The organism is Gordonia sp. NPDC058843 (genome assembly GCF_042743165.1).
In the GTDB taxonomy this organism is placed as follows: Bacteria; Actinomycetota; Actinomycetes; order Mycobacteriales; family Mycobacteriaceae; genus Gordonia.
This window is the reverse complement of record NZ_JBHYNC010000031.1, coordinates 1-19,697: the sequence shown is the minus strand read 5'-3', so window position 1 is coordinate 19,697 and position 19,697 is coordinate 1. Positions and strand designations below refer to the sequence as shown.

General features: G+C 66.2%; 18 protein-coding genes and 1 tRNA gene. 17 read left to right on the top strand and 2 right to left on the bottom strand.

The features are described 5' to 3' along the window. On the top strand, window positions 1-747 hold the full coding sequence (locus ACFW3F_RS18460; protein WP_388059900.1) for a succinate dehydrogenase/fumarate reductase iron-sulfur subunit: 747 nt from the start codon (window positions 1-3) through the stop codon (window positions 745-747). A 30-nt stretch (window positions 748-777) separates the two neighbouring features. Here ACFW3F_RS18460 and ACFW3F_RS18455 read toward each other — a convergent pair whose 3' ends face one another. Next, window positions 778-1,572 (bottom strand): IclR family transcriptional regulator, encoded by a 795-nt coding sequence (locus ACFW3F_RS18455; protein WP_388059898.1) that lies wholly within the window; start codon window positions 1,570-1,572, stop codon window positions 778-780. Window positions 1,573-1,738: 166 nt separating this feature from the next. Here ACFW3F_RS18455 and ACFW3F_RS18450 point away from each other — a divergent pair, with 166 nt between their 5' ends. From ACFW3F_RS18450 to ACFW3F_RS18385, 14 genes are all read left to right on the top strand, one after another. Then, window positions 1,739-2,335 carry a hypothetical protein gene (locus tag ACFW3F_RS18450; protein WP_388059896.1) on the top strand — a complete coding sequence of 199 codons (597 nt, stop codon included), beginning with the start codon at window positions 1,739-1,741 and terminating at the stop codon, window positions 2,333-2,335. Further along, on the top strand, window positions 2,332-3,879 hold the full coding sequence (locus ACFW3F_RS18445; protein WP_388059894.1) for an FGGY-family carbohydrate kinase: 1,548 nt from the start codon (window positions 2,332-2,334) through the stop codon (window positions 3,877-3,879). The genes ACFW3F_RS18450 and ACFW3F_RS18445 overlap by 4 nt, the downstream gene beginning before the upstream one ends. A 39-nt stretch (window positions 3,880-3,918) precedes the next feature. Further along, on the top strand, window positions 3,919-4,842 hold the full coding sequence (locus ACFW3F_RS18440) for a phosphotriesterase (RefSeq protein ID WP_388059892.1): 924 nt from the start codon (window positions 3,919-3,921) through the stop codon (window positions 4,840-4,842). Next, window positions 4,839-5,525, top strand: a complete 687-nt coding sequence (locus ACFW3F_RS18435) for an HAD family hydrolase (protein ID WP_388059890.1) — start codon at window positions 4,839-4,841, stop codon at window positions 5,523-5,525. Before ACFW3F_RS18440 ends, ACFW3F_RS18435 begins: the two co-directional genes overlap by 4 nt. 126 nt (window positions 5,526-5,651) lie before the next feature. Then, window positions 5,652-7,088 (top strand): MFS transporter, encoded by a 1,437-nt coding sequence (locus tag ACFW3F_RS18430; RefSeq protein WP_388059888.1) that lies wholly within the window; start codon window positions 5,652-5,654, stop codon window positions 7,086-7,088. Then, window positions 7,085-7,882 (top strand): SDR family NAD(P)-dependent oxidoreductase, encoded by a 798-nt coding sequence (locus ACFW3F_RS18425; RefSeq protein WP_388059887.1) that lies wholly within the window; start codon window positions 7,085-7,087, stop codon window positions 7,880-7,882. Before ACFW3F_RS18430 ends, ACFW3F_RS18425 begins: the two co-directional genes overlap by 4 nt. Before the next feature lie 3 nt (window positions 7,883-7,885). After that, a complete protein-coding gene (locus ACFW3F_RS18420; RefSeq protein WP_388059886.1) occupies window positions 7,886-8,728 on the top strand; it encodes a transketolase in 843 nt (280 codons plus the stop codon). After that, window positions 8,721-9,710 (top strand): transketolase family protein, encoded by a 990-nt coding sequence (locus tag ACFW3F_RS18415; protein ID WP_388059885.1) that lies wholly within the window; start codon window positions 8,721-8,723, stop codon window positions 9,708-9,710. The genes ACFW3F_RS18420 and ACFW3F_RS18415 overlap by 8 nt, the downstream gene beginning before the upstream one ends. Beyond that, a complete protein-coding gene (locus ACFW3F_RS18410; protein ID WP_388059883.1) occupies window positions 9,695-10,831 on the top strand; it encodes an iron-containing alcohol dehydrogenase in 1,137 nt (378 codons plus the stop codon). Before ACFW3F_RS18415 ends, ACFW3F_RS18410 begins: the two co-directional genes overlap by 16 nt. Further along, a complete protein-coding gene (locus ACFW3F_RS18405) occupies window positions 10,821-12,407 on the top strand; it encodes an AMP-binding protein (RefSeq protein ID WP_388059881.1) in 1,587 nt (528 codons plus the stop codon). The genes ACFW3F_RS18410 and ACFW3F_RS18405 overlap by 11 nt, the downstream gene beginning before the upstream one ends. 101 nt (window positions 12,408-12,508) lie before the next feature. Then, window positions 12,509-13,651 (top strand): acyl-CoA dehydrogenase family protein, encoded by a 1,143-nt coding sequence (locus tag ACFW3F_RS18400; protein WP_388059879.1) that lies wholly within the window; start codon window positions 12,509-12,511, stop codon window positions 13,649-13,651. Window positions 13,652-13,874: 223 nt separating this feature from the next. Then, window positions 13,875-14,834 (top strand): WcbI family polysaccharide biosynthesis putative acetyltransferase, encoded by a 960-nt coding sequence (locus ACFW3F_RS18395; protein WP_388059877.1) that lies wholly within the window; start codon window positions 13,875-13,877, stop codon window positions 14,832-14,834. Further along, entirely contained in the window at window positions 14,831-15,841 is a 1,011-nt protein-coding gene (locus ACFW3F_RS18390) for a hypothetical protein (protein ID WP_388059875.1), read from the top strand. Before ACFW3F_RS18395 ends, ACFW3F_RS18390 begins: the two co-directional genes overlap by 4 nt. Beyond that, window positions 15,838-17,214 (top strand): glycosyltransferase, encoded by a 1,377-nt coding sequence (locus ACFW3F_RS18385; RefSeq protein ID WP_388059873.1) that lies wholly within the window; start codon window positions 15,838-15,840, stop codon window positions 17,212-17,214. Before ACFW3F_RS18390 ends, ACFW3F_RS18385 begins: the two co-directional genes overlap by 4 nt. 18 nt (window positions 17,215-17,232) lie before the next feature. Here the strand turns inward: ACFW3F_RS18385 and ACFW3F_RS18380 are convergent. After that, a tRNA-Leu gene (locus ACFW3F_RS18380) sits at window positions 17,233-17,328 on the bottom strand. Between the two features lie 651 nt (window positions 17,329-17,979). On the opposite strand from ACFW3F_RS18380, the gene ACFW3F_RS18375 reads away from it, so the two are divergent. After that, window positions 17,980-18,210, top strand: coding sequence for an MbtH family protein (locus ACFW3F_RS18375; protein ID WP_388059871.1), 231 nt, complete (start codon window positions 17,980-17,982; stop codon window positions 18,208-18,210). Continuing rightward, the coding region (locus ACFW3F_RS18370; protein WP_388059869.1) for a condensation domain-containing protein at window positions 18,207-19,697 on the top strand (1,491 nt) is incomplete at its 3' end. The genes ACFW3F_RS18375 and ACFW3F_RS18370, both read left to right, overlap by 4 nt.

Below are 19,697 nucleotides of genomic sequence, written 5' to 3'. Positions count from 1 at the left end.
ATGGGATACGACGCGAAGTTCCGGATCTGGCGCGGCGACACCGACGCCGGTGGTCTCGAGGACTACACGGTGGCTGTCAACGAGGGTGAGGTGGTGCTCGACATCATCCATCGGCTGCAGGCGACGCAGGCCCCCGACCTCGCGGTGCGGTGGAACTGCAAGGCGGGCAAGTGCGGATCGTGTTCGGCCGAGGTCAACGGCCGGCCGAAGCTGCTGTGCATGACCAGGATGTCCACCTTCACCGAGGACGAGGTCGTCACCGTGACGCCGATGCGCACGTTCCCGGTGATCCGCGACCTGGTCACGGATGTCTCGTTCAACTACGCGAAAGCCCGTGAGATCCAGTCGTTCACACCGCCCGAGGGACTGGCGCCGGGGGAGTATCGGATGAAGCAGGTCGACGTGCAGCGGTCGCAGGAGTTCCGCAAGTGCATCGAGTGTTTCCTGTGTCAGGACACCTGCCACGTCGTGCGCGACCACGAGGAGAACAAGCAGAACTTCGCCGGTCCGCGTTTCCTCATGCGCGTCGCCGAGCTCGACATGCATCCCCTGGATGTGGCCGAGCGACGCGATTCGGCCCGAACCGAACACGGGCTGGGCCTGTGCAACATCACGAAGTGCTGTACCGACGTCTGTCCCGAACAGATCAAGATCACCGACAATGCGCTGATCCCGCTGAAGGAACGCGTCGTCGACCGCCACTATGACCCGCTGGTGTGGCTGGGCAACAAACTGTTTCGACGGTAGTGAGCGCCGGGTCAGCGGATGCTGCGCCCGTCAGCCCGTATATCCCAACCGACGGGACACGGTGAGCGCGCCGTCTACCAGGGCGGCAGCCATCTCGTCTTGGCGTTCGTCGGACAGGTCCGCGGACAATCCGCCGATACTCAACGCCGCCACGACATTTCCCTTCCGGTCCCGAATGCATGCGCCGAGTGCGGCAACACCGGGCGTCACGTCCCCGACACTGACCGAGTATCCCCGCCGACGTGTCTCGACGAGCCGGTCCCGCAGCTCGTCCTCGGTGATCTCGTCGCCGGCCGGCGTCAACATGGGTCCCGACTCCAACACCTGGGGCAGGGCCGTGTCCTCGAGTTCGGCCAGCATCGCGACGGGCGCCCCTCCCAGGTACAACGGCAACGACCTGCCGACGGTCAGCACCATCACCCGGATCGGCTGGCTGCTCTCGATCATGTCGAGACACACCGCGCGGGCACCATCGGGGACGAGTAGGTACACGTGTTCGTCGAAGCGCGCGGCCAGTTCCGACATCACGTGACTGGCCTCGGTCCGCAGGTCGAAGCTGCCCAGGACCGCCGAGGCCAGTTCGAAGACCCGCAGCGTGAGCCGGTAGTCGGCGGAGCGGGTCCGTTCGACCCAGCCCGCGACCTCGAGGGTGCTGAGGATTCGGTACATCGTCGTCCTGCTGTACCCGCACTTCTTCATCAGGTCCGCCAGCGACAGCTCGGAGCGGTCACCTTTGAAGGCCTCGAGGACGTCGACCGCCTTGATGATGGAAGCGATGTGGTTCTTCGGGTCGATCTCGACGGATCGGTCGCGCTGGACTGTCACGGTGGTCTCCTCGCGAATGATTGAGTGCGACTGAGTAATTCGGCACTCTATGGGTCGGGTGGCGGGGCGGAATGCATCGTCGGGTCCAGCTGGGTCCGAGTGCTGCCACACACCTGGGTCGTGTTGTGATGGTTGACACAGATACTTAGCCATGCAATTGTTCCGTATGGCGCACACGCTATCCGGATTCCGGACACCGAGTCAAGGCCCGGAGGTCCTCGACATCAACGAGAATTCGCCCGGGACTCTCGTGATCCTGGCCGCCGACGGGCCCGCGCGGGTCGTCGTGCCGGGCACGGATCGGCGGGCCGAGACGTTCGAGGCACCGGGTTGGGAACTGCTGGACTCGTTTGTGAAGCGGTTCGCACCCGACGTGGCCGCCGACCTGTCGACGCGGTTCGCCGAGACGGTCGCCGAGTGGGAGGCGGCACCGACGCGCGTGACCTATTCGGCTGTCAACGGTCGCGACGTCCTGATCGGACTCTCCTATCAGACCTCGCCCGACGAGGTTCTCGGCGCGGTCTGGCGCGGGCTGTGTACGTCACTGGTGCGGGTGCTGAACGATGCCGGCATCGACGTACCGGTCCGGGTCGAATCGGATCATCCCGGAACGCAGGTGCTCGTCGACCGCCTCCGGGCATTCGGGGTGCGCGTGGCAGGCGCCGCAGACGAACTGGTGCGAGATCCGGCCGCCTCTCACCGACTCGAGGTCGACCGTCTCGCGCTCCGCGTGGCGGCTGTCGCCGAAGGGGTGACCCGATGAGTCGCTCGGTCGTGATCGGTGTCGACAAGGGGACGAGTTCGCTGAAGACGATCGCCGTCGACCTCGCCACCGGTGAGCTCGTGGCCGAATGCGGTGCCCGGACGCCCAGCTTCTACCCGACCGCGGGGCGTCACGAGGAAGACCCGGAGACAACCTGGGCGACAGTGGCATCCACCATCAAAGCGGTCGTCGGAGCGCTCGATCCGAGGACCTCGATCGCAGCGATCGGTGTCACCGGACACATGGGCGGTCTGTGGGCCCTGGGTGCCGACGGTGAACCGGTGGGCCGGGCCATCTGCTGGCCCGACGCGCGCGCCACGGCCGTCCTCGACGAAGTCGGCGACCGGGGACTGCTCGATGCGCTCTTCGACATCAGTGGCAACGCGCTGATCCCGGGAACCCCGTATCCCCTGCTGGCATGGCTCAAACGTGCCGAACCGGAGCGGTATCACGGCATCAGGCATTTCTTCATGGCCAAGGACTACGTGAACTACCGGCTCACCGGTGTGGTGGCCACCGAGGAGTCCGATCTCTCGTTCGCGCCCTGCGATTTTCGGGGCCGGCGCAAGTCCGAGGAGTTCTTCGCCGCTTTCGGTATCGAGGAGATGTCGGCACGGTTGCCCGAAGTCGGGGTCAGCGACGGGCTTCTCGGCACGGTCACCGCCGAGGCGGCCGCCGAGACAGGACTACCGGTGGGAACCCCGGTCTGTGCCGGCACCGGCGATGCGACGGCCAACATGATCGGCATCGGCGCCGCACACGACGGCCAGGCCGTCACGACCATCGGCACGAGTCTGATGAACGGCACATCCACCGACCACCCGCTCCTCGAACCGGCGGGGGTCGGGTTCGGCTTCCTCATGCCCGAGAACCGTTGGCAGCGCCAGATCACCAACTCCGGAGGAGGAACCCTGTGTCTGGACTGGGTCATCAACACCTTCTGCCCCGCCGAGGTCGATCGGATCGCCCGCGGTGCGACCACTCTCGGTGAAGTCGTGCGGGGCTTCGCGGCAGCCGCCGAACCAGGTTGTCGTGGCTTGGTTTTCCATCCCTACCTCAACACTGCAGGCGCCACGGCCCCGTTCCTGGACGTCAACGCGCGCGGCAGCTTCGTCGACCTGCGCGGCGACACCACGCCCGCCGAGCTCGTCCGAGCGGTCATGGAGGGCACCGCGCTGTCGGTCCGAGATTGCTACGCGGCGATGCCGGTGCAGATCGACGAGATCCGTCTGACCGGTGGCGGCGCGCGCAGTGTCGAATGGAGCCAGATCATCGCCGACGTGCTGCAGAAGACGATCGTGGCTCCTGATGTCCCGGAGTCGGGGGCGCTCGGGGCGGCCATGCTCGCGGCCGTGGCCACCGGCCAGTACACAGACCTCGACACCGTCACCGCCCGCCTGGTCCGGCCCGGGCGCGTGCATGAACCCGATCCGGCGACCGGCGCCCTGTACGACGACGCGTTCGCGGTCTATCGAGCGGTTCTCGAGCCGCTGCGTGAGGTCTGGGCCGCCACTGCCGACACTGACCACCTGTCCCCGGCCTGACCGGCCGCCACCCTTCTCGACCCCCGAAACGGAGAACTCGTGCCCGTCATCAGGACCGTGCTCGGCGACATCGCCCCGGAGAATCTCGGAGTGACCCTGTGCCATGAACACCTCTTCACCAAACCGCCGAAGTGGGCGCAGGACAAGGACCCCGACATGGTGCTCGACCGTGTCGACGCGGCCATCGCCGAAGTGGCGGACTTCGATGGACTGGGCGGCGGGGCGCTGATCGAGATGACAACGGCCGACTACGGCCGCAACGCATCCGGGTTACTCGCCGTGGCGAAGGCCTCCAACGTGCACATCGTCAGTGCAAGTGGTTATCAGAAGGGGATCTACTACCCGGATACGGTCGCGACCGAATCGGTCGACGAGATCGCCGCGCGGTTCGTCGCCGATGTGACCGCCGGAACCGACAACACCTCGGCGCTTGCCGGCGTGATCAAATTCGGCACGTGTCGCACGGACGAGATCCGCGACGACGAGCGGAAGGTCCAGCAGGCAGTCGCCAGCGCGCATCTCATGACCGGCGCGCCGATCTCCACGCACTGCCAGGCCGGTACTCTCGGCGACTTGCAGGCGAACGGGTTCGCCGACCTGGGCGTCGACCCCGACCACGTCCTCATCGGGCATCTGGACCGCAACCTCGACTACGGCTACCTCCGTGAGGTCGCCCGGACCGGCGTGTGGCTGGGTTTCGATCACTGGACCAAACCCAAGTACCCCTCCGATGAGATTCGCGTCGACTACGTCCGGCGCCTTGTCGACGAGGGCTTCACCAAGATCATGGTCTCGGGCGATCTGGGCCGTCCGTCCTACCAGCCCCACCACGGGGGAGGACCAGGATTCGCGGGTTTGCTGAAGCAGATTCGCGATCGCCTGCCCGCCGACATCGCCGAGCGGGTCTTCGTGGAGAACCCGCGCGAGTTCTTCGCGTTCACCCCGCGGCAGGGACAGGCATGAGCTCCCCGGCGGGCACGGCCGCTGCCGAGTCGGGGACCCACGTGTCGACCCGAGGTGTGCTGTTCGATCTGGACGGCACGCTCATCGACTCGAGATTCGCGATCATCGAGGCGTATCGAGCGACGTTCGAGAACCAACTCGGACGGCCTCTGCCCGGGGAACTCGAGGACCCGAGCGCCTTGATGGCGCCACGTCCGCCCGAGATCTTCGCCAGGTGGTCCGACGGCGATCCGCTCGAACTCGAGAACGCGTATGGCGCACACTACATCTCGAGTGCGTATACACGAGTGACCGCCTACCCGGGACTGCGCGAGACGCTGGGCGAGCTCGCCGACCGGGACGTCACCGTCGGCATCGTCACGAACAAGCGGATGAGTCGGGTGGAGAGAGATCTCGAGTACCTCGCGATCGACGTCGACCTGTTCGCGACCATCGTCACCGCCGACGACACGCAAGAACGCAAGCCGCATCCGGCCCCGGTTCTACTCGGACTGGAGCGGACCGGGCTCGACCCGGCCCATACCTGGTACATCGGTGACGGCCCTCAGGACATTCGGGCCGGGGCCGCCGCGGGCACCCGAACGATGGGTGCCACCTACGGATATTACGGACACGACACACTCGCCGATCACGAACCCGATCACCTCCTCGACACCTTGGGCGACCTGCTGACACATCTCTAGTTCATCCATCCGGTTCGGCGCGGTTGTGCGCTGATCCGTCATCAATGCTGCGCCACAACATCTCTCGGTTCAGCGACCAATCGATTCACCCGCCCGCACGGTGGGTGCTCCTGAACGGATACTCTGATGACCCAACTTCTGCCTGCCCGAAATCGGGCGTTCACCTCGGTCGCCGAGGTCGACGACCTCGTCGACGCCGAGGACATCAAGACCCGCAGACACAAACTCATGCTGGTGCTCGGACTCGCCGGCATCGCCTTCGAGGCGTACTTCCTCGCGGTGTTGAGTTCCGGTACCGCACCGATGAGTGAGCAGCTCAACCTCGACGCCAACGGTGTGGGCCTGGTCAGCGCCTACGGCTACGTCGCAACGCTCATCGCGGCCGCGACATGTGGCCTGCTCGCCGACCGCTACGGACGCGTCCGGATCATGGTGGTCGCCAAGGTCGTCGCCGTCATCGCCGCGCTGATGATGGCTGCGGCACCGAGTTTCGCGATGCTCGTCCTCGCACGCTGTATCGCCGGCGCCGCCTACGGAGTCGACCTGGGCGTCGCGATGGCCTACCTGTCGGAGAATCTGCCCAAGAAGCGTCAGTACCTGCTCAACTTCTGGCAGGCCCAGTGGTACATCTCGACCGTCGTCGCGCTGGCCATCGTCCTGGGTCTCTACCACCTCGATGTCGGACTGAGCATCTGGCGCTGGGGACTGGTCACCGCCGCCGTCTTCGCCTTCGTCGTCGCCATCGCTCAGTTCGCCCTCATGCCCGACAGCCCGCGCTGGCTCGCCAAGAAGGGCAGGCTCCCCGAGCTGACCACGTCGCTGAAGGCGATGTACGGGATCGATGCCACCTACCCCACCGGACACCTCGACGCAGCCATCGAGGAGCCGAAGAAGGAGCGACGATTCACCGAACTGTTCAGCACGCGTTTCCGGGCGAGGACCGTCCTGGCGAACGTGGTCACCATGATGCAGGCACTGCAGTACTACGCCGTTGCCTACTACCTGCCGGTCATCGCGCTCAGCCTCTTCGGTGACAATTTCGGCGAGGCGACCTTCGGTTCGATCGTGTTCAACGTGTTCGGCATCGTCGGCGGTATCGCCTCGATCTGGGTGGCCTCGAAGCTGGGCGCGAATGGTGCTGCCAGATACGGCTTCCTGGCAGTCGCCGCGATGATCCTGGTCCTCGGCGTGTTCTTCGACTCGCTGCCCATCCTGCTCGCGTTCATCGTCCCCGCGATGTTCATCTTCTTCCACTCGGCGGGACCCGGTGCGTCCGGTCTGACGATGGCGGCCATGGCTTATCCGTCCGATCTGCGCGGCCGCGGCGGTCAGCTGGCCACGATCTCGCAGAGTATCGGCGGCATCGTCGGTCTCTACGCCTTCCCGCGGATGTCGGAATCGCTCGGGCTGTCCACGACCATCACGATCTTCGTCGCGGTGCCGCTGATCGGCGCGGCCATCTGCATGCTCATCCGCTGGGAACCCTTCGACACCACCCACGACGCCAACGAGATCGCCGCCGCGGAGGGCGACATGGCCGTCCGCGAGGTGTCCGGACGATGAGTACCGGACGTGTGACCGCACCCGGATCGGTCGTGCTGATCACCGGCGGGGGACAGGGCCTCGGCCTCGCGATGGCGCGGAGGCTGCATGCCGATGGTCATCGCGTGGTCGTCGCCGACATCGACGCCGGCCGGGCCGATCAGGCCGCCGCCGACGTCTCGGGGACCGCACTGGTGGTCGATGTGACCGATGACGACTCGGTGCGTCGAGGTGTCGAGTCGATCCGGCGAACTCACGGCCGGCTCGACACCTTGATCAACAACGCCGGGATCATCTCCCGCACCAATGCCGAGGAGATCGATTCCGGGCGTTGGCAGGCCGAACTCGATGTCCATCTCGGCGGCACGATGAGGTGCAGCCGGGAGGCGTTCGACCTGCTGCGCGAGTCGCCGACCGCTTCGATCATCAACCTCGCCTCGGTGGGGTCCACATTCGGTCTGCCACACCGACTGGCCTACACCGCAGCCAAATCCGGGGTTCTCGGTATCACCCGAACACTGGCTGCGGAATGGGGGCCGCACGGTATCCGGGTCAACGCGGTGGCGCCCGGTTACATCGACACCGGCATGATGCGCTCGGGCATCGAGTCCGGAACGCTCGACGAACGGCGCCTACTGAGCCGGACCCCGTTGCGGCGGTTCGGATCTCCCGACGAGGTCGCTGCCGCCGCCTCGTTCCTCGCCTCGACCGATGCCTCGTTCGTCACCGGCACCGTGCTGCGGGTCGACGGCGGCATCACCATCGACGGCACATTCCACTCGGCCGACGCCGAACTGACCAGAGAGGGCACCTGAGACATGCTCGTGCACAACGAGGTCGACCAACCATCGACCACCGATATCGCCGACACCGCCTTCCGGCTGCGGGCCACGATGATGCGGATGGCGGCCGACAAGGGGGAGGGATACATCGCCCAGGGACTCGGCATCGCAGATCTGCTGGCAGTGATCTACTTCCGACAGCTGCGGTTCGATCCGAAGGTCCCCGATTCGCCCGGACGCGACCGGTTCTTGATGTCCACCGGCCATTATTCGATCGCACTGTATGCGGTGCTGGCCGAACTGGGCATCCTGACCGAGGAGCAGATCGCCGACTACGGCCTCAACGGCAGCGAGCTGCCGATGAGCACCTTCGACGAGACCCCGGGAGTCGAGATCACCGGTGGTTCGCTGGGCCACGGTCTCGGTCAGGCCGTCGGGATGGCGCTGGGGCTGCGCCTCGACGGCGGCGATCAGAAGATCGTCGTCGAGCTGTCCGACGGAGAGCTGCAGGAGGGTTCGACCTGGGAGTCGGCGATGTCCGCGGCCAGCTTCGGTCTCGGCTCCATCACCGCGGTCGTGGACTGCAACGGAATCCAGGCCGACGGTCCGATCGTGCTGAACATGGAACCGATCGCGGCCAAGTGGTCCGCATTCGGGTGGGCCGTCGAGGAGGTGGACGGTAACGACATCACCGCGATCACAGCAGCGCTCGACGCGCTGGCGGCCGCGCCCGATGACGTTCCCCGCGTGCTGATCGCGCGCACCACACCGGGAACGGGTGTACCCACCCTGGTGGCCCGGGAACGGGCCCACTTCGTCCGCGTCGACGACACCGAGTGGGCCGGATTGATCGCGGAACTGGAGGAGAATCGTGGCTGAGCTGAAGAACCGCGCGGGCGGCATGGGTGAGATCGCCGAGGTCGAGGGACCTTATGAGCGCGCGCCGTTCGGCACCGAACTCGCCGAACTCGGTGCACGCGACGAGCGGATCGTCGGGCTGAGTGCCGACATGTCCAAGTACTCCGACATCATCCCGTTCCGGGATCGATTCCCGGAGCGCTACTTCAACGCCGGGATGGCGGAGCAGAACGCCGTGATGATGGCGGCCGGGCTGGCGAAGGTCGGCAAGGTCGCGTTCTGCGCGACGTACGCGGCGTTCCTGACCCGCCGGGCGCTCGACTTCATCGCGGTGTCGTGCGCTCACAGCAAGGCCGACGTGAAGATCGTCGCCGGATCGCCCGGATTGGTGAATCCGTATGGTGCGACCCACCAGTCGCTCGAGGACCTGGTCGTGATGCGTGCCATTCCCGACCTGACCGTCATCGATCCCTGCGACGCGGTGGAACTCCGTCACGTGATCCGCGCCGCCGCGGCGACTCCGGGTACCTTCTACATCCGCAATCTGCGCGGCAAGGTGCCGGTCGTCTTCGACGAGAACGACTTCGACTTCGAGATCGGGCGGGCGCGCATGCTGCGGCCGGGCCGCGACGTCGCGGTGATCGGCACCGGATTCATGACGGCACGGGCGCTGAAGGCCGCCGAGGCCGCTGAAGCGGCCGGGGTGTCGACGGCGGTCTTGCACGTCCCGACCATCAAGCCCCTCGACACCGACGCGATCGCCGCCGTCGCCGCAGACGTCGGTCGGATCGTGACCGTCGAGAACGGGCTGCGGTCCGGCGGTCTCGGCACCGCGGTTGTGGAGACCCTCGCCGATCGCGGGATCTCGGTGCCGGTCACCAGGATCGGTCTCGGGGATCGGTTTCACCCCTGCGGTTCTCAGGGCTACAACGAGGCGCTGTTCGGGCTCGACGAGCCCGCCATCACCCGCGCGGTCATCACCGGCGAATGGCATCACGCGTGAGCGCCGTCCTCGACGGGCTCGGCGTCGTTCGCTCGGTGCGCCGCTTTGCGGCTCCTGGCCAGTACCTGCAGGGGCCCGGTGTGCTCGACGATCTCGGTGCGGTGGTGGCCGACGTCGGCACCGCGCCGATCGTCGTGATCGATGCCGCGGTTGCCGACCTGTTCGGCTCGAGGGTGCAGGCGTCGCTGGCGAGCGCCGGATTGCGCGCCCAGGTCCTGCCGGTGTCCGGTCCGGTGACCAGGAACGCGATCGCCTCCACCCTCGACCTGGTCACGGGAGGCGGTGACGTCGTCGTAGGCATCGGCGGTGGCAAAGCCCTGGACATCGCCAAGGGGGTTGCCGCGCACCTGGACCGACCGATGGTCTCGGTACCCACGGTCGCCTCCAACGACGGACCGACGGCGAGTGTGTTCGCGTTGTACGACGAACTCGGCCGCCTCTCCGAGTTGGGACGGCTGCCGACCAATCCGGCTGCGGTGCTCGTCGACACCGCGGTGATCGCCAAGGCGCCGATCCGGTTCCTGATCTCCGGGGTCGGGGACGCGCTGGCAAAACGGTACGAGGCGCGGTCGTGCGCCCGCGGGAGTGGCGTCACCACGCAGGGAACCCGGCCACTCGCCATCGGCGAGGTCATCGCGACAGGGTGTTCCCGAATCCTGCTGCGCGACGGAGAGACCGCGATCCGCGACGCGATCGCGGGCAGCGTCACCCCCGAACTCGAGGCAGTCGTCGAGGCGGTGATCCTGTTGTCGGGCATCGGTTATGAGAACGGCGGACTCTCGATCGCGCACTGCATGACTCGCGGTCTACAGGTCGGGCGCGGCTCGGCGAGGCATCTTCACGGCTACCACGTCGCCTACGGACTGCTGGTGCAGTTGGCGCTCGAGGACGACGCGGAGGTCGACCGTGGTGAGATACGCCGTTTCCTGACCGCGGTCGGCCTGCCGACGCGGCTCGCCGACCTCGACATGGCCGATCCCTCCGCCGCCGAGATCGAGGCTCTGGCAGTCGCCGCCGCGTCGGCACCGCACGTGGCGAACACCTGGGTCGACGCCTCGGCCGCCAGTATCATCGCAGCCATCAGGCAGGTGGAACAGGAGGCGGACACCGGTGACAATTGACGGGCAACGGCATTCGGGATCCCCGCGGGCGACTCCGGCTGACTTCACCTTCACCGAACTCAGCCCGGCATCCTTCCTGGACCGTGCCGCAACCGCCTTCGCCGACCGCACCGCGATCGTCGACGGCGACCGTTGCATCGATTACGCCGAACTCCACCAGCGGGTGGGCCGACTGACCGCCGTTCTCGACGGACTCGGGGTCGGCGCAGGCGACCGGGTTGCCGCGCTGTGCACCAACTCGCACGTGATGCTGGAGCTGCACAGCGCGGTGCCTGCGCACGGATCGGTGCTGGTGCCGTTGAACATTCGGCTCGCCGAGCCCGAGTTGGTCTACATCCTGGAGCACAGCGGCGCGACCCTTCTCGTCGCCACCGTCGAGTTCGCCGATCTGGCACGTGCCGTCGCCGCCGAGGTGGGTATCCGCCTGGTGATCGGCGGGTCGGCGGACGGCGCCGACGAGTACGAGGCCCTCCTCGCCGAGGCCGGAGAGCCGGTCCGGCGGACGCCGGACGAGCGAGGCCTGCTCGCCATCAACTACACGTCGGGGACGACCGGCCGGCCGAAGGGCGTCATGTACCACCATCGCGGTGCGTACCTGCAGTCCGTGGCGATGGCGTATCACTCCGGTCTGGGACCGGGATCGAAATACCTGTGGACGCTGCCGATGTTCCACTGTGACGGTTGGTGTTTCACCTGGGCGGTGATCGCCGCGGGCGGTACGAACGTCTGCCTGCGGAGCATCGACACCGCACAGATCTGGCGCCACCTCGTCGACGACGGGGTGACCCATTTCAGTGCGGCGCCCACCGTGCTCACCATGATCGCCGAAGACGCATCGGCCGCTCGGCTCGAACGCGTCGTTCAGGCTGCCACCGGAGGTGCGCCACCATCGCCCGCGCTCCTCGCCCGGATGGCCGGACTCGGCATCGAGATCACCCATCTCTACGGCCTGACCGAGACCTTCGGGCCGATCGTGGTGAATCAGTGGCAGCCCCAATGGGATGACGCCACCGACGACGAACGTGCCGTCCGCAAGGCGCGGCAGGGGATCGGGAACATCGTGGCCGGCCGGGTTCGCGTGGTGTCCGACGGAGGACAGGATGTCCCGGCCGACGCCGAGACCATCGGTGAGCTGGTCGTCCGCGGCAACAACGTCATGCTCGGCTACTACCGCGATCCCGAGGCCACCGCGGCGGCCACGATCGACGGCTGGCTGCGCACCGGCGATCTCGCGGTGATGCACTCCGACGGCTACGTCGAGATCCGGGACCGCAGCAAGGACGTCATCATCTCCGGCGGCGAGAACATCGCCTCGGTCGAGGTGGAGCGAGTGCTCGACGGGCACCCCGACGTCGTCGAGTCCGCGGTCGTCGGCCGGCGCGATGAACGCTGGGGGGAGGTGCCGATCGCCTATGTCAGCGTGCGGGCCGGAGCCACGGTGACCGCCGGTGAGCTCATCGACTTCGCGCGCGGAACCCTCGCCCGGTTCAAGGTGCCCAAGGAGATCGTGTTCGCCGACCTGCCGAAGACCTCGACGGGCAAGATCCAGAAGAACGTACTCCGCGGCCGCGGGTGATCCGGTGTTCGCTTGGGCCCCGACGACCATGGCGTGACGTTGCCAACGAGCACTGTTACGCTCGCCGTTGACATTGTCACTCGTGGATAGGTACGCACACCATGGCCGAACGGTCCTCTTGGGAAGACGACGATCTCAGCGCGCTGCGCGATCTGGCTCGCAGTTTCTGCGAAAAGGAGATCAAGCCGAACGCCGAGAAGTTCATCGAACAGCACCACGTCGACCGCGACCTGTGGAACAAGGCCGGCGAGCTCGGCCTGCTCTGCATGTCCATCCCCGAGGAGTACGGCGGCGGCGGGGGCACCTTCGCCCATGAGGCCGTGCTGATCGAGGAGCAGGCGCGCGTCGCCGACAGCTCCTGGGGTGTCAGCCTGCACAACGGCATCGTTGCGCACTACATCCTCGAATACGGCTCGGAGGAGCAGAAGACCACCTGGCTGCCGAAGATGGCCAGCGGCGAGGCCGTCGGCGCCATCGCGATGACCGAGCCGGGTACCGGGTCTGACCTGCAAAGCGTCAAGACCAAGGCCATCAAGCAGGGTGACGAGTACGTCATCGACGGCTCGAAGACGTTCATCACCAACGGCAGCCAGGCCGACATCATCATCGTCGTCGCCAAGACCGACATCTCCGAGGGTGCCAAGGGCATCTCCCTCATCCTGGTCGAGGCCGAGCGGGACGGATTCCGTCGCGGCCGGGTGCTCGACAAGGTCGGCCAGCGCGGGCAGGACACCTCGGAACTGTTCTTCGACGGTGTGCGTGTCCCCACCTCGAACCTCCTCGGCGCCGAGGAGGGACAGGGATTCGTTCAATTGATGCAGCAGCTCCCGCAGGAGCGGCTCATCATCGCGGTGGCGTCGGTCGCGGGTATGGAGAAGGCAGTTGCCGAGACCATCGCCTACACCAAGGACCGCACGGCTTTCGGCCGGCCGATCTTCAGCTTCCAGAACACCAAGTTCAAACTCGCCGAGGCGGCCACCGAGACGCGCATCGGACGCGTGTTCGTCGACGACTGCATCACCAAGCACCTCAAGGGTGAGCTCGACATCCCGACCGTGGCGATGGCCAAGTGGTGGACCAGCGATCGCGCCATGGTGGTTGCCGATGAGTGCCTACAGCTGTTCGGCGGCTACGGCTACATGAACGAGTACCCGATCGCGCGGCTCTGGGCCGACAACCGCGTGCAGAAGATCTACGCGGGCACCAACGAGATCATGAAAGAGATCATCGCGCGCACCCTCTGACGCGAGCGCCCTCGACGCGGCTACGGCCCCGATGACCTGGTCACCGGGGCCGTAGCCGTCGCTACCGTCGCGGTGCGGATGGCGGTCCGGTGCTGTGATCAAGTCGATGATTCCTCGGCGGGCAAAACGGATATACGGGAGGTCCGGGGCCCGGTTGTTCGAGAGGGGAATCAGAACTGATGACGAGACAGCCATCGCGTCGCGTGACCATTGCGGAGCTCGTATGACCCCGGGTCACCGCGTTCCTGTCGATGGGCCGCCGGTGGATGGGCGGACACGACACTACGGCGAGTTCTACGGCGTCTCCGAGCCGCCGGTGCCCGACGACCGGGAGCTGCTCGTCGTCTGGGGGAATTGTCAGGCCGAAGCCTTGCGGATCGTGGTGTCGAGCTCCCCGGATCTTCCGTTCCGGACCGTTCGCGTCCCGCCTGTTCACGAACTCGAGACGACCGACATCGTCCGGGTCGAGGACCTCCTCCGCAGAGCCGCCGTCATCGTGTCCCAACCGGTGCGCGCCGGCTATCGGGGACTGCCCATCGGTGGACCCGACCTGGCCGACATGGCGCCCTCGGCGTCGGTCATCGTGTGGCCGGTCATCCGCTACGGCGGCTTGTACCCCTTCCAGGTCATCGCCCGACATCCCGCCCAACCGTCCGCGGTACCCGCCGCTGTGCCGTATCACGATCTCCGAACGGTCCTCGCGGTGAGGGACGACCGCCAACGCTTCGACGAATGGGACGTCGACGTCGCGGCCGACCGCTTACGAGAGGCAGCACAGTGGAGTGTGCGCCAACTCGAGGTCCGCGAGCGCCGCAACTGTGACATCGGGATCTCCGACATCCTGCTCGAAGCCGGGTCCGGCGCCGCCCATACGATCAACCATCCTGGAAACCGGGTCTTGCTGGCCCTTGGCGCCCGAATCCTCGACGCACTCGGGGCGTCGGCACCGGTCCCACCGTCGCGCGAGCTGCTCGGCAACATCCGAACGCCGTTGCAACGACGGGTGATCGATGCGCTCGATATCGAGGCTTCCCCGCGGACGTCCTGGGACGTCGACGGCACTGTGGTGACCGAAGAGGATGTCCACCGCCGTCAGATGCACTGGTACGCCGAGCATCCCGAGTTCATCGATGCCGTCCTGGATCGATACGGCGAACTCATCGAGATCTTGGGACTGTCATGACGCGGCCGGTCGGTCACCTCCTCGTCGGACCCCGGTCGCACGGTGTGGTGCGGTATGCCCAATCGGTCTTCGATGCGGTGATCGCCGAGGGTGCCGATCACCGGCTCGCGCACATGCGTACACGCTGCGCCGGCATCCCTCCGGGTCTGACTGACTGCGCGCTCGTGCACATCCACGTGACCGATCGCCTGTTCGGACGTAACCCATCGCGAGCACGCGACAACCTGCTGGGCATGATCGCAGCACTTCGCCGGCCGGTCTCGGTGACGTTGCACGACCTACCCCAACCCTCGGATGGACGAGCGATGCAGGCACGCATCGAGTTCTTCCGATCGGTGGCCCGAGCCGCGACGGGTGTGATCGTGTCGAGCCGGCACGAGGCCTCGCTCTTCGCCGAACACGTCGACGCGTCGATCGACCCGGAGGTGGTTCCGCTGATGTTCGACACGGTTCGTGTCGACAAGCCCTCGGAGTCAACCGAATTGACCGTCGGTGTGCTCGGCTACCTCTATCCCGGGAAGGGGCATCTGGAGACGCTGCAGGCGATGTCCGGTCTGGATCCGTCCATCGGCTTCGTGGCGCTCGGCACTCCGTCACCCGGCCATGAGGATCTCGCCGACGACCTCGCCAAAGTCGCCGCGGACATGGGGCGGCGATGCACGATCACGGGCTATCTGACCGACGACGAACTCCGCCGGGCGTCGGCCGAGGTCACGGTGCCCGTCGCCTACCACCGGCACATGTCGGCATCCGGTTCGATCAACTCCTGGATCTCCGCAGGGCGCAAGCCGCTGGTCCCGCACACCGTCTACACCGAGGAACTCGCTGCTCGATCGCCGGGCGTGTTGACGATGCACGCCAACGACGACGGTGCGCTGCGGGCCGCCATCGAGCGTGCGTTCCGGCGTCCCACGGACACCTGGATCGATCCGGAGGTGACCCCGTCGCCCACGGTTGCCGATGTCGGCCGAACTCACGATCGCCTGTTGCAGCGGTGGAGTGCGTGAGCGTCATCAGACTCGACGACGGTCGGACCATCGTGCCCGACAACCGTTGGGACCTCGTCGCCGACACCTCGTCGACGCCGCTGGTGAGTGTGGTGATCCCGTACTACAACCAGCCACGCCAACTCGCGCTCGTTCTCGAGGCGTTGACGGCGCAGTCCTACCCGGCTGATCGACTCGAGGTGGTGGTCGCCGACGACGGCTCGTCCCTTTCGCCGGATGTGAGCGCGTGGACATCCCGATTGACCATCACGGTGATGTCGCAGGAGGACAAGGGCTTTCGGGCGGCCGCCGCCCGCAATCTGGGAGTCGCGGCGTCGAGCGGATCGGTGTTGTGTTTCCTCGATGCCGACACGGTTCCGACCGCCGACTACATCCGCCGGGCGGTCAGGTTGCCGGCTGCGGCGCCCGACGCACTGGTGGTCGGGCGGCGTAAGCACGCCGACCTGAGTCAGGTCGCCCCGGACTCGGTGGTCGAGTGGATGTCGGACAGAAGCCAACTCGAGCGTTCGCACGACTGCGAACCCGGGTGGCTGGTCGACGCGTACGACCGTACGTCGGACCTCCTGGCCCCGGCCTGGGACGGCTACAAGTATCTGATCAGCGCGGTGATGACCTGCAGCCGTGACCTATTCGACGACGTGGGCGGATTCGATCCGTCGTTCGTCCAGTACGGGGGCGAGGACTGGGAGTTCGCGAACCGGGCCTTCATGATGGGCGCGGTGTTCGCACACGAACCCCGTGCGGTCGCATGGCACGATGGTCCCGATTGGGCCGAGCGTTCGGTGCCCGAACGGATCTCGGCGAAGAACGCCGAAGCCCTTGCACTGGCCCCGCTCGTCACCGACCCGGCGGCCAGGACCGCCGGACTGTGGTACGCGATCCCGGACTTCGTCGTGCTGGTGTCGACGGACGGTCACACCCCGGCATCGCTGATGCAGACGATCGCCGGTGCGCTCCATGGGGTGGATGGTGCCGTCTGGCTCGACGGCCAAGGCGCCGACGCGCTGCTTGCCCAGCTGCGCGTGCACGATTCGCGAATCCGGATCGGTGACCCGGGCGCATCGACGTTGTCGCGGTGCAGGTTTGTCGTCGAGGTCGCCGGGCCCGTCGTCTTCTCCGGTGAGTCCCTCGCGCTGCTCGCCGCTCATGTGGCGCCGGGGGAGTGCGGTCGGGTGACGGTGGACTTCGACGGATCACCGTCGGCGTCGGTGACGCTCACGGCGTCCCGGGCACGGCACCGGGTCCGACGTTGGTCGGCCCACGCCGATGTGAACGCCGATGAGCTCCTGGGCCGACTGTTCGGGGTGCGGACCGTGCATCACGACCGTGTCGGCATCGCTGTTGCCGACGGGGAACCGGAGTTGTCCTGGTGAGCGACGAGCCGGCGTGTCTGGTGCCCCCGGTCAGACTCGAACTGACACTGGACGGGTTTTGAATCCGTTTCCCCTAACCCATTATTACGCGGACTATGCACAGGTTAAGATGGCGGTTTATGCTACTCGGCACCGTGGGCTTGCACGAGAATTCCGGTCTCGTCGTCCGCGTCGATGATTCTCTGCTGTGCCGGCAGCGAGCCTCACTCTCCATGACGTGCGTCCGTCGACAGCGCTGCGCACGGGCCCGTTCACAACGGCGGCGCGTTCGCTGAGCTGGTTGAGCATGGAACCCGGAGCAATCGCGTCGAGAAGACTGACAGTCCCCAGGATCGGTACGGTGATCCGCCCACCGAGTTCAGCTAGGCCGCCGGTGGAGTTGCGTTGAAAGCTGCGACCGGTGGCATCTCTGAGGTACACACACCGGTGTGCCGTTGGGGAGGGCGACGCGCCATTGTGAGGTAGGGCCGTGCCACCAGAGGAATTGCTAGAACGCCGAACAATAATCCGTCCACCGGCCCGCACGACGGCTTCGGTCCCTGGGCGGGAGCGTGGGGACACCTGCGAGACCGGGCGGAGCAGCAGGGCACTTGGCATCCCGCGCGGGCGTACACCATTCGTATGAATCTGCGGCTCAGCGCTTTCCGGTAAGCAGATTGTCTGTAAAATTTTAATGCCTCGTCTAGGTTCCGTCGGCCGCCGTAGCACTGGTGGGTAGGGGCGCATCCGCGGCAAACGCACTGATCCCCTCGAATGGAGACAAACGTGAGTAACCCTTTCGACGACGAGGATGCGTACTTCCACGTCCTGGTTAACGACGAAGAGCAGTACTCGCTGTGGCCAGCCTTCGCCGAGGTGCCTAATGGCTGGTCCGTGGTCATCCGCAAGAGTTCCCGCGGCGAGTGCATGGAGTACATCAACGCGAATTGGACGGATCTGAGACCTAGGTCGCTGCGGGAGGCGATGGCCCCGAGCGGTTCGACATCGCGGCGTTGAATTCATCCAACGGCCCGCTGCTCGACGTGATCGCCGATCCCGCGCCGCAACGACGCTGGAAGCTCACCGCCGCGCAGCGCTCAATTTGGACCGCGCAGCGGATGTGGCCCGATGTCTCGTTCGCGATCGCCCTCTACCTAGACATCGGTGGCGCTGTCAATTTGGACCGCCTGTCCGCGGCTGCGGCAGCAGCCAACGCTCGATGTGGACTAATGTCCGTCAGGCTCGGAGTATTCCACGGTGAGCCGTATTGGGTGGCCGACGCCACCCTTCCACGGCAGGTCGAATGTCTTGACCTCAGGGACTCGGATAGCCCGTTTGACGATGCGCAAGCGTGGATGGCGGACGAATATCGGACACCCATTGACGTCGCGGTGACCGGACTGCTCAAACTGACCTTGTTGCGCATATCGGACAACCGGTCCTTCTTCTACGTCCGCTGCCATCATGCCGTACTCGACGGATTCGGTGCCAGGAACCTTATCGAGGAGGTTCTTGAGACATACTCGCGGACGAGTGACATCGGGGTCCCCGAGGTTGTGGACTACAGCGGCTTCGATGAACTACTTCGGTCTGAGGCCGCGTACGACGTCTCACAGCGTTGGGAGCGGGACGCCGAGTACTGGAACAGCGTTCTGTCTGCTAGCCCGGACGTGCTAGGCATCAAGCAGGCGCAGCGAGAATCACCCCAGCATCCGCAGGTAAGCAGGCTATTGGTGCCGAGGACAGCAGCCGCTAACTGCGACGACGCACCCGGTACTCGCTCCACGGCGGCCGCTGCAATCGCCGCGGTGGCGGTTTTCCTCCATCACATCACGGGCCACGACGACATACGGTTGTCTATTCCGGTGTCCGTTCGCACCACCGCGCGCCTGAAAAGCACCGCAGGCATGGTGTCGAATTTGCTGCCCCTGTCTGTCGCGTTCAACGCCGACGACACCGTCGCCGACCTTGTGCGGCGAACAGGCGAGAGCCTATCGGGTGCCCTGCGACACCAACATTTCCGGGACTGGGCCGCTGTCGCGCGGGGTTCGGCAGGTCGGGCGATAGTTGCGGACTTCGGTCCCACGGTGAATATCCTCGACTTCTTCGCACCAGTCACAGTTGGTAGCTCCAAGGCAACCACGAACGTCCTCACCACAGGGCCGATCCGGGATCTAGCTGTCAACGTGTACAGCCGTCTGGCCGGCGATGGACTCGATGTTGAGTTCACTTGGAACCCCGATCGTTACGACGGGGCCCGGATGGAGCACTATGCCGCAGTGCTGGGTCGCATACTGTCGCGATTCGTGTTTGGCGACCCCGCCGTGGTCATCGGTGACGTCGACCTGCTCGACCCCACCGAACGCGACGCTTTGGCGTCTTCGGGCCACGGTGAGGTGCGCCCGCTGGCGGGGGTGTCGTTGGTGGAGGTGTTCGACGCGGTGGTGGCCGCGACCCCCGATGCGGTTGCCTTGATCTGCGGCCATGAGCAGCTGACGTATCGC

Bases quoted from the DNA above. Each gene is read 5' to 3' on its own strand.
- ACFW3F_RS18425 (WP_388059887.1), top strand. From the start codon at position 7,085: ATGAGTACCGGACGTGTGACCGCACCCGGATCGGTCGTGCTGATCACC.
- ACFW3F_RS18395 (WP_388059877.1), top strand. From the start codon at position 13,875: ATGACCCCGGGTCACCGCGTTCCTGTCGATGGGCCGCCGGTGGATGGG.
- ACFW3F_RS18445 (WP_388059894.1), top strand. From the start codon at position 2,332: ATGAGTCGCTCGGTCGTGATCGGTGTCGACAAGGGGACGAGTTCGCTG.
- ACFW3F_RS18430 (WP_388059888.1), top strand. From the start codon at position 5,652: ATGACCCAACTTCTGCCTGCCCGAAATCGGGCGTTCACCTCGGTCGCC.
- ACFW3F_RS18435 (WP_388059890.1), top strand. From the start codon at position 4,839: ATGAGCTCCCCGGCGGGCACGGCCGCTGCCGAGTCGGGGACCCACGTG.
- ACFW3F_RS18390 (WP_388059875.1), top strand. From the start codon at position 14,831: ATGACGCGGCCGGTCGGTCACCTCCTCGTCGGACCCCGGTCGCACGGT.
- ACFW3F_RS18400 (WP_388059879.1), top strand. From the start codon at position 12,509: ATGGCCGAACGGTCCTCTTGGGAAGACGACGATCTCAGCGCGCTGCGC.
- ACFW3F_RS18450 (WP_388059896.1), top strand. From the start codon at position 1,739: ATGGCGCACACGCTATCCGGATTCCGGACACCGAGTCAAGGCCCGGAG.
- ACFW3F_RS18460 (WP_388059900.1), top strand. From the start codon at position 1: ATGGGATACGACGCGAAGTTCCGGATCTGGCGCGGCGACACCGACGCC.
- ACFW3F_RS18410 (WP_388059883.1), top strand. From the start codon at position 9,695: ATGGCATCACGCGTGAGCGCCGTCCTCGACGGGCTCGGCGTCGTTCGC.
- ACFW3F_RS18420 (WP_388059886.1), top strand. From the start codon at position 7,886: ATGCTCGTGCACAACGAGGTCGACCAACCATCGACCACCGATATCGCC.